7 protein-coding genes and 1 pseudogene are annotated in these 8,223 nt (G+C 67.0%); 5 read left to right on the top strand and 3 right to left on the bottom strand.

The genetic code is table 11. From position 1 onward, the window contains the following. The first annotated feature begins 77 nt into the window (after window positions 1-77). Both QOH60_RS08845 and QOH60_RS08840 read left to right on the top strand, forming a co-directional pair. Window positions 78-785: an ANTAR domain-containing protein gene (locus QOH60_RS08845; protein WP_526419229.1), complete on the top strand. Its 708-nt coding sequence runs from the start codon at window positions 78-80 to the stop codon at window positions 783-785. A gap of 18 nt (window positions 786-803) precedes the next feature. Continuing rightward, window positions 804-1,553, top strand: coding sequence for a GAF domain-containing protein (locus QOH60_RS08840; RefSeq protein ID WP_526419227.1), 750 nt, complete (start codon window positions 804-806; stop codon window positions 1,551-1,553). On the opposite strand, the gene QOH60_RS08835 is transcribed toward QOH60_RS08840, so the two are convergent. Next, complete coding sequence (locus QOH60_RS08835) at window positions 1,550-2,353, bottom strand: GAF and ANTAR domain-containing protein (RefSeq protein ID WP_526419225.1); 804 nt, start codon at window positions 2,351-2,353, stop codon at window positions 1,550-1,552. The two genes, QOH60_RS08840 and QOH60_RS08835, sit on opposite strands and share 4 nt — an antisense overlap. A 36-nt stretch (window positions 2,354-2,389) precedes the next feature. Continuing rightward, window positions 2,390-4,024 carry a fatty acyl-AMP ligase gene (locus tag QOH60_RS08830; protein WP_526419223.1) on the bottom strand — a complete coding sequence of 545 codons (1,635 nt, stop codon included), beginning with the start codon at window positions 4,022-4,024 and terminating at the stop codon, window positions 2,390-2,392. Between the two features lie 389 nt (window positions 4,025-4,413). Here QOH60_RS08830 and QOH60_RS08825 point away from each other — a divergent pair, with 389 nt between their 5' ends. Beyond that, a complete protein-coding gene (locus QOH60_RS08825; RefSeq protein WP_526419221.1) occupies window positions 4,414-4,632 on the top strand; it encodes a hypothetical protein in 219 nt (72 codons plus the stop codon). Window positions 4,633-4,654: 22 nt separating this feature from the next. Here QOH60_RS08825 and QOH60_RS08820 read toward each other — a convergent pair whose 3' ends face one another. Continuing rightward, window positions 4,655-5,311: a hypothetical protein gene (locus QOH60_RS08820; RefSeq protein ID WP_526419220.1), complete on the bottom strand. Its 657-nt coding sequence runs from the start codon at window positions 5,309-5,311 to the stop codon at window positions 4,655-4,657. A 171-nt stretch (window positions 5,312-5,482) separates the two neighbouring features. Between QOH60_RS08820 and QOH60_RS08815 the strand changes: the two genes are divergently transcribed. Continuing rightward, window positions 5,483-8,074, top strand: a complete 2,592-nt coding sequence (locus tag QOH60_RS08815) for a glutamate--cysteine ligase (RefSeq protein WP_526419218.1) — start codon at window positions 5,483-5,485, stop codon at window positions 8,072-8,074. Between the two features lie 21 nt (window positions 8,075-8,095). Then, window positions 8,096-8,223: pseudogene (locus tag QOH60_RS08810) on the top strand (alpha/beta hydrolase); the annotation flags it as partial.

Here is an 8,223-nt window from a genome sequence, read left to right as displayed (position 1 = left end):
CACATTCGCTTATTCGCCCAAGGTGGAGGACGCTGGAGCAGTGACGCCACGAAGCCACCCAATCGACAGGGCCGCATGTGGCGATCGCTGACCAGCTCCTCGAGGCCATCGACAACCTCCGGGGGGTTGAAGCCGCCGACCGCCTCTGCGAGGCCTGCGTCGTGCTGCTCGACGTCGACGCCGCAGCCATCTCCCTCATCTTCGACGGCGGCGCCTCGGGCACCCTCGGGTCCAGCAGCGGACTCGCTCGCATCTACGACGAGCTTCAGTTCACGCTCGGCGAAGGGCCCTGCGTCGAGGCTGTCTCCCAACGCATCCCCGTCCTCATGGTCGATCTCGCTGACCCCGACGACAGCCGCTGGCCCGCCTTCGGCCCGGCTCTGCTCGCCCACGACATCCGCGCTGTCTACGCCCTTCCCGTCGTCATCGCCGGCGAATACGTCGGCGCCCTCGACCTCTTCCGCGGACAACCCGGCCCGTTTGAAGGCGAACGCCTCGCCGGCGCCGTCGCCGCCGCCGAGATCGCCGGCCTCCCCTTGCTCGACCTCCTCCACGCCGACCTGCAGGCCGCCGTCGGGGACCCCGCCAGCAACGCCTGGGCCGAACTCAACGCGCTCTCCCGCACCGAGGTCAGCCAGGCCACCGGCATGCTCGTCGCCCAGCTCGGCGTCGAGCCAGCCGAAGCACTCGTCAGGCTGCGAGCACATGCCTACGCCAGCGGCCGCAGCGCCACCGACACCGCACGCGACATTCTCGATCGAAAACTCCGGCTGGAAGCGGACTGAAAGGCCAAGGAGGGCAATGTGACTGAGATCCCTCGCGAAACTCAGGTGCTTGACGCCGTCGTCTCTCTCGTCGACACCCTGCTCGACGACTTCGACGTCGCCGACCTTGTCACCGAACTCACCGAGCGCTGCGTCGAGTTGCTTGACACCGCCGCAGCCGGATTCCTGCTCGCCGACCCGATCGGCAAACTGCGCCTCTTGGCGGCCACCTCCGACGAGGCGCGCAACCTCGAGCTGTTCCAACTGCAGGCCGACGAGGGTCCCTGCCTCGACTGCTTCGCCACCGGGCAGCCCGTCTCCGTGGCCGACCTGAAAGCGGCAGACACGCGGTGGCCCCGGTTCGCTCCCGCCGCGCAAGAAGCCGGCTTCGCCTCCGTGCACGCCCTCCCGATGCGCGCGGCCGGCCTCGTGCTGGGTGCGCTCGGCCTGTTCGGGGCGCGCCCCGGCGCGCTCAACGCCCCCGACCTCCTGGTCGGTCAGGCCCTCGCCCACATCGCGTGCGTCGCTATCCTGCAGGAACGCGCCCCCACCCCGTCGACTGTCGTCCCGCAGCTGCGCTCCGCGCTCACCGGCCGCGTGGTCGTCGAACAAGCCAAGGGCTTCCTTCGGGAAAGTCTCGGCGTGAATGTCGAGGAGGCATTTCAATTGCTGCGGACGTACTCACGCCGCCACGGCCTACACCTCACCGAAGTCGCCCGCCGACTGATGACCGAACCGGGTTCGCGGCCCGAGATCCTTGCCGCCATCGTCGAGATCGCTCACGGCTAAGGCTGACGTGCCCGCGCCCGCCGCGCGGCCTCCTCGACCAGCGCTTCGGCCACAAGATGCAGCTTGACGTTTTCGTCCTGGCTCATCCGTTTGAGCCGGTCGAATGCCTCGTCCGCGCTCACCCCCGAGCGGCTGCGGACGATACCGATCGCCTGGTCGATCACCGCCCGGGTCTCCAACGCATTCTGTAGCTGCGTCGTCCGTTCCCGCGCCCCAGCCAGCAGCTGCGCGTTGTACACCGACACGGCCGCGGGCCCGGCGAACTGCATTCCCAACTTCACCGCATGGTCGGCGAACGCGTCACGCCCACGGGCATACGAGTTGATCGCCCCTACCAGTTCGTCGCCGACCACCAGCGGCAAGGCCAGCACCGAGTGCACACCCATGCGCGCCACCCGGCCGCCGAATCGCGGCCAGCGCGAATCGCTTCCGAGTGATCCGCTCACCGCCGGTCGTCGTGACCTCATGCATGTGATGCACGGTCCCTCGGCGAATTCCTGGTACTGAACCATGTCGATGTCCCGAATGAAATCCGCGGTGACAACCCACTCCGGCCGCGTCCGTGCGCCGTCGTGGTTGCGAATCACCGTGACCCCGGCACCATCTACCCCCGGTACGGCCTGAACCGCGAATTCGGCGATCTTCCGCAGGATTTCGTCCACTGCGCGGGCATCCGCCACGATGCCGGCGACCCCAGTCAGGCCCACACGCAGGTCGACCTCGTCCGACTGGATCTGCTCCCTCGACAAATCCGGTTGAGACACGTTCGTCCGGCCCGGCTGCGAGTCATAGTGGATCATTGATTGCCCAATCTACCCCCCCCGGGCGGGGCGTGGTCAGTTCACCAACGCCGACGCGTGAGCGCGCCGCAGCTTTCCTGACGGTGTCTTCGGGATCAGCCCCGGCTCGAGGACCACGACGTTGCGCGGACGCATGTCCACTTCGGTGAACACCTCGTGCGCCACCTGCCGTTCGATCCGCCGCACCTCGTCGGGTTCCTGCCACGCCTTGCTCTCCACCGCCACCGCGAAGTTCTCCCGCGAACGCCCGGCGTCCAGTCGCACCGCGACCGCACAGCCCGGCCGTACTCCCTCGACCCGCGCCGACGCGCGTTCGATGTCGGTGGGGTAGATCTTGCGGCCGGCCATGATGATCACGTCTTTGACGCGGCCGCACACCACGACGTCGCCCGACTCGGTGAGATAGCCCAGGTCACCGGTGTCGTACCAGCCGTGCTCGTCTAGGGACGAAAGCACGCCTGCCAACGTGGTGTAACCCTGGCTCACCGACTCGCCGCGCACCTCGATGACGCCGACGCCGCGAGCCGGCAGCACGCGTCCTTCCTCGTCGATGACGCGCACCTCTGTACCTTTCAGCGGCTTGCCCAGACTGACCAGCCGACGGGTGCGGCCCTTGGTCGCCGGGACGGCCAGGTGCAGCACCGCCATCAGGTCGGCGTCCACCTCGTCGACGACCATGCCTTCGCCGCACTCGGTGAACGACACTGCCACCGTCGTCTCGGCCATCCCGTAGGCCGGCACGATCGCCTCCGGCTTCAACCCGAACGGGGCGCCTGCGTCGCACAGGTCTTCCATGTCGGCGGGATCCACCTGTTCGGCACCCGACAGCACCCACCGCAGCGACGACAGGTCGAAATCGCCGGGCGTCGCCTGTCTGCGCAGCCTGCGCGCGAACAAGTTGTAGGCGAAGTTGGGAGCCGCCGTCATCGTGCCCTTGTATTTGTCAATTAGCTTGGCCCACAACAAAATATCGCGGAGAAAGTCCATCGGGGTGACCTTGACGAGTTCCACGCCGTAGTACATCGGCACGGTCAAATAGCCCGTCATGCCCATGTCGTGGAAACACGGCAGCCAGCTGACGATCACATCGTGGTCGGGGTCCACGTTCGCGCCGGCGAACATCGCTTCGGCGTTGGCGACGACATTCGCATGCGTGATCCGGACAGCCTTGGGGGCCCCCGTCGATCCGGACGTCAGCTGCAGGAACGCAAGGTCGTCGTCGTCGGTATCGACGGGGTCGATCGGGTCGCTGCCCAGCAGCGCGTCGATGGTGAGCACGCGCATGCCGAGTGCGTCGAGCACCGGCACGGCGGCCATGAACGGGTCTGAGACGACGACGGCCCGTGCGTCGATCATCTTGACGACGCCGGTGGTTTCCTCGGCCCAGCGCTGCAGGTCGGTGCGCGGCGTGGGCTGATGAAGCATGGTCACGCTGGCCCCGCGCATCCAGATGCCCTGCGCCGTCGGCGCAATCTCCACCGGCGCGCCGGCGAGCACCGCGACAGCGTCGCCGCGCTCCACGCCTGCGGCGGCCAAACCGCCCGCCACTCGCCTGGCCCGCTGGTGGACCTCTGCCCACGTCTGCCGTACCGGTGCGTCCGGCTCCCCGGTGTTGAAGCCGTTATAACTCCAGCGCGCGCTGGCGAACATCGTCTCGGTGAAGGTGCTCACTGCGTATTCCCCCGCCACTTCTGGTTGCGCAACCTTATTGGGTCGGCACACGTCAGGGCTTGGGCCCTTCGGCGGGGAAACAGATCGCCGCCATGGCGTGTCCGGGGGGCTGCAGGGTCAACCGGGTATGACGGTACCTCCTTGGCCGCTCGATGACTGCTTTCGGCTCACCATTTCCGGTCCGCCACGCTTTGGCGCGGGGGCCCGCAGCGCATCATGATCGCGATTTTGCTGATTCCGGTGCCCCAGAATCGCTGTCAGCCAGACACCAGTAGTTCTGCTAACGATGGCGACTGGCCAGCATCTTTACAAATCGAACTTTCATCGTTCTGTGAGCGCGGTCACTTGTGCGATAGATTGTGCCTGCCATCACAACTGGAGGGGTTCTCATGGCTGAGGTGCATAACGGCGCGATGATTTCGTCCAAGGCTGTGAGCACACCCCGCACATGGCGTCCCGACGCCTACACGTTGTGGGCCGTTCTGTTCGGCATCCTCTTCATCGCCGCGGTCGCGGCCATCGTCGTGACGGCATCGCAGGGCTTGACCACTACCGCACTCATCATTGCGCTGTTCACCGCCGCGTTTTTCTCGCGCGTCGGCTGCTGATCGGGACCGGCGCCACCTGCGGTCAGTTCGAGCGCATCGACCGCCGCCGGCCCGCGATGAGGTTGAAATGCTGACCAGGAATCGACCGGCCGAATTCCCGGAGTCGCTGAGCAATGTCCCAGGCGTCTCGTCCGTGCGGCCGCCGTTGCTGCGCGCCCCACTCGATCGCCGAGGCGAGGGCGTCTATCTGGTCCGGAGGTAGTCGGCGGCCGTAGTGCGCGAGCGGTATCTTGACGACGCCTCGCGATCCCTGAACGCACAGCAGCGGAACGATGTACGTCGTGGTGGTCTCCCACGAACCATGTTGGTGCCTGTGGTGCTGCCGTTTGTCGTCGAACCAGAACCGGGTCGCCCGTGCCAGGTCGACGACCTCGCTGCTGAACATGCGTCGCGCCGTCAGCTGAGTTCCGTTGAGGAAGAACGCATACCGGGCCGCATGAATCAAACCGAAGAACACCCCGACCATGCCAAGCGTCGATAACGCGATGAAAAATATCTTCATCGGCTGGGGAATGCCATCGGCAAACCGCGTGAAGTGTTCATCCGACCCGAATATCTGCGACAACGCGCCTGGGCTGACAGCCATCATGAAAAACCCGGCGAACCCGGTGAAGATGACGAGCCCAACGATGAGCACAAAGACTAAGGCGACGGGCGAGGTGCCGACCCTCAGGCGCATGTGTAATCACCTCCCACCCGATTGTGGGGGCCGCCGCTTTTTGGGGTCCCGTCAACCGCGAGCACACTGCCCGAAGGTGAAAAACGCGCTGCGCGAACGGGCAATCAGCCGCCGACGCGACATCCCCGCATTAATGCGCCGGTAATCAAATACTCCTACCGTGAGCGTCAGATGGTTAGAGATGGCGCGAGGACGCTGGGTGTCGAGGAAGAGTTCCACCTCGTCGACCTGCGCACGCGACGGCTCACCGCCCGCGGTCCCGAACTGCTGAACCGGCTCTCCGGCACCTACGTCGCCGAACTCCAACGCTGCGTCGTGGAAACCAACACCGACGTCGTGGACACCCTCGACGACCTCCGCACCGAACTCGTCGACCGCCGCCGCGTGCTCGTCGACACCGCCGCCGAGCTCGGCATCGGCATCGTCGCCGCCGGGTCCGTCCCGTTGTCCGTCCCCGCCGAGATGCAGGTCACCCGTAACGAGCGCTACCGCCAGATGCTCGCCGACTACCAGCTCCTTGCCCGCGAGCAACTGATATGCGGCACCCAGGTTCACGTCGGCATCGAAGACCGCGACGACGCCATCCGCGTCGGCAACCGACTGTCCGGCTACCTGCCCACCCTCCTGGCCCTGTCGGCCAGCTCACCCTTCTGGGCCGACGGCTCCGACACCGGTTACTCGAGCGTGCGCACGCTGATTTGGCAGCGCTGGCCCACCACCGGGCCGTCAGCTCCAGTGCACTCGGCCGACGAATACGACCGCATGGTCGACGCTCTCGTCGCCTCCGGCGTGATCTCCGACGCCGGCATGCTCTACTTCGACGTCAGGCCATCGCTGTGCGCCCCGACACTCGAACTGAGGATCTGCGACAGCTGCCCCCTCGTCGACACCATCGTCTTGATTGCCGGCATCTTCCGCGCCCTGGTGCAGCGCGAACTCGAGAACGTCCGTGCCGGCGACCCGCCGCCCCTGGTCCCATCCCCGCTCGCCCGCTCTGCGCTCTGGCGCGCCGCCCGCTCCGGCTTGGAGGGCGACCTCGTCGACGTCGTGGAGCCGGTCGGCCGTCCCGCGCATCAAGTCGTCACCGACCTTGTGGCATCCCTGCGGCCGCAGTTGGAGGCCAACGGCGACTGGGACAACGTCCGCGAACTGACCCGCCAGCTGCTGCGCGCCGGCAGCTCGGCGACCCGCCAGCGCCGCGCGCTGCGCCGCCGCGGCCGCCTCACCGACGTCGTCGACCAGTTGCTCGCCGAGACTGCGAGCAGCTCACCCGCGGCATCGACCGGCCCCGGCGAGGACGCCAGCCTGTTGGTCGGCTACCAGCCCGACGACATTTCCGATGGCGCCGAACGTGCGGCCTACGACGAAGCGGTCGATCCCACCGGGCGGCCCACGCCCCTTTACCTTCCCGTGCTGGACACTCTCGGCGGCCTCGGCGCCACCGCGCTGCGCGCCCGCGAAGGACGCATCGAACAGGAACAGCGTGCCGACAACGTGATGTTCCGCGTCAGCGGACAGAGCCGCGCCCAGCTGTTTCCGCTCGACGTCGTTCCGCGCATTATCGACGCCGACGAGTGGAATTTGTTGTGCGAAGGCCTCACTCAGCGAGCCCGTGCGCTCGATGCGTTCCTCCGCGACATCTACTCCGGCCAGCACATCGTCTCCGACGGCGTCGTGGACATCCACGTGATCGATCGCGCACCTGGATTTCGCTCGACCGGGCGCCGCGGAGCCGACCAGGTGCACGCTCACATCAGCGGCACCGATCTGGTCTGTGACCGCCCCGGTCATTGGATGGTTCTGGAAGACAACCTGCGCGTGCCCTCCGGGATGGCCTACGCCGTGATGAACCACCGCCTGCTGAGCAAGCAGCTGCCCGAGCTGCGCCCACCCGCATCGTTCGCCGACCCCGAGCAGGCGCCGAAGATGCTGCTCGACACACTGCGCGCCGCCGCGCCGCCGAACGCGTCAGACGACGTCGAAGTCGCGCTGCTGACGTCGGGCTGGGAGGACTCCGCCTGGTTCGAGCATGTGTTCCTCGCCGACGAGATGGGCGTGCCGCTCGTCGCGCCGTCCGACCTGTCCATCCGCGACGGCCACGTCGTGCACCACGTCGGCAACACGTCCCGGCGCGTCGACGTGCTATACGTCCGCATGGACGAAGACATGCTGCTGTCCTCCGCCGGCTACGAGGGCTCGCCCCTTCGCGACGGGTTGCTCGGCGCGCTCGCCGACGGCACGCTGACGATCGCCAACGCCCTGGGCAACGGCGTCGCCGACGACAAAGCCGTCTACGCCCATGTGCCGGCGATGATCGACTACTACCTCGGCGAGCAACCGAAGCTGGCCCAGGTACCGACGTGGGTCTGCGGGAACCGCGACGAACGCGACTATGTCCTAGACCATTTGGACGATCTTGTCGTCAAACCCATCGACGGGCTGGGCGGCAGCGGTGTGATGATCGGGCCCGAGGCGTCCGACAAAGCGCTGGAATCCCGGAGGCGCGAGCTGAAAACCCAGCCGGAGCGGTTCATCGCCCAAGAAATGATCGAGCTGTCCACGCATCCGACCTTCGACGGTGACGGCCTCTTCCCGCACCACGTCGACCTTCGTGCGTTCGTGCACCTGCGCGCCGGGCCCGACGGCTCGACGTCGGCGCATGTGACGCCGACGGCGCTGACCCGGGTGGCGAGCCGGGGTTCGCGGATCGTCAATTCGTCCTCGGGCGGCGGCAGCAAGGACACCTGGATTCTTAAGGCCTGAAGCCGTGCCACGATGTGCACCGTGGGCGAACGCGTTACCTTCTCCAGCTCGACGGGGCCGACGCTGGCAGGGATCATCGACCTGCCGGAAGGTACGCCGCGCGGCTGGGGCGTGTTCTCGCACGGCTTCACCCTCGGCAAGGATTCGCC

This window comes from Mycobacterium sp., from assembly GCF_032159765.1.
Classification (GTDB): Bacteria; Actinomycetota; Actinomycetes; order Mycobacteriales; family Mycobacteriaceae; genus Mycobacterium.
The sequence above is the reverse complement of the archived record's forward strand: the minus strand, read 5'-3'. Positions and strand labels throughout refer to the sequence as shown.

Bases quoted from the DNA above. Each gene is read 5' to 3' on its own strand.
- QOH60_RS08835 (WP_526419225.1), bottom strand. From the start codon at position 2,353: ATGATCCACTATGACTCGCAGCCGGGCCGGACGAACGTGTCTCAACCG.
- QOH60_RS08825 (WP_526419221.1), top strand. From the start codon at position 4,414: ATGGCTGAGGTGCATAACGGCGCGATGATTTCGTCCAAGGCTGTGAGC.
- QOH60_RS08820 (WP_526419220.1), bottom strand. From the start codon at position 5,311: ATGCGCCTGAGGGTCGGCACCTCGCCCGTCGCCTTAGTCTTTGTGCTC.
- QOH60_RS08815 (WP_526419218.1), top strand. From the start codon at position 5,483: ATGGTTAGAGATGGCGCGAGGACGCTGGGTGTCGAGGAAGAGTTCCAC.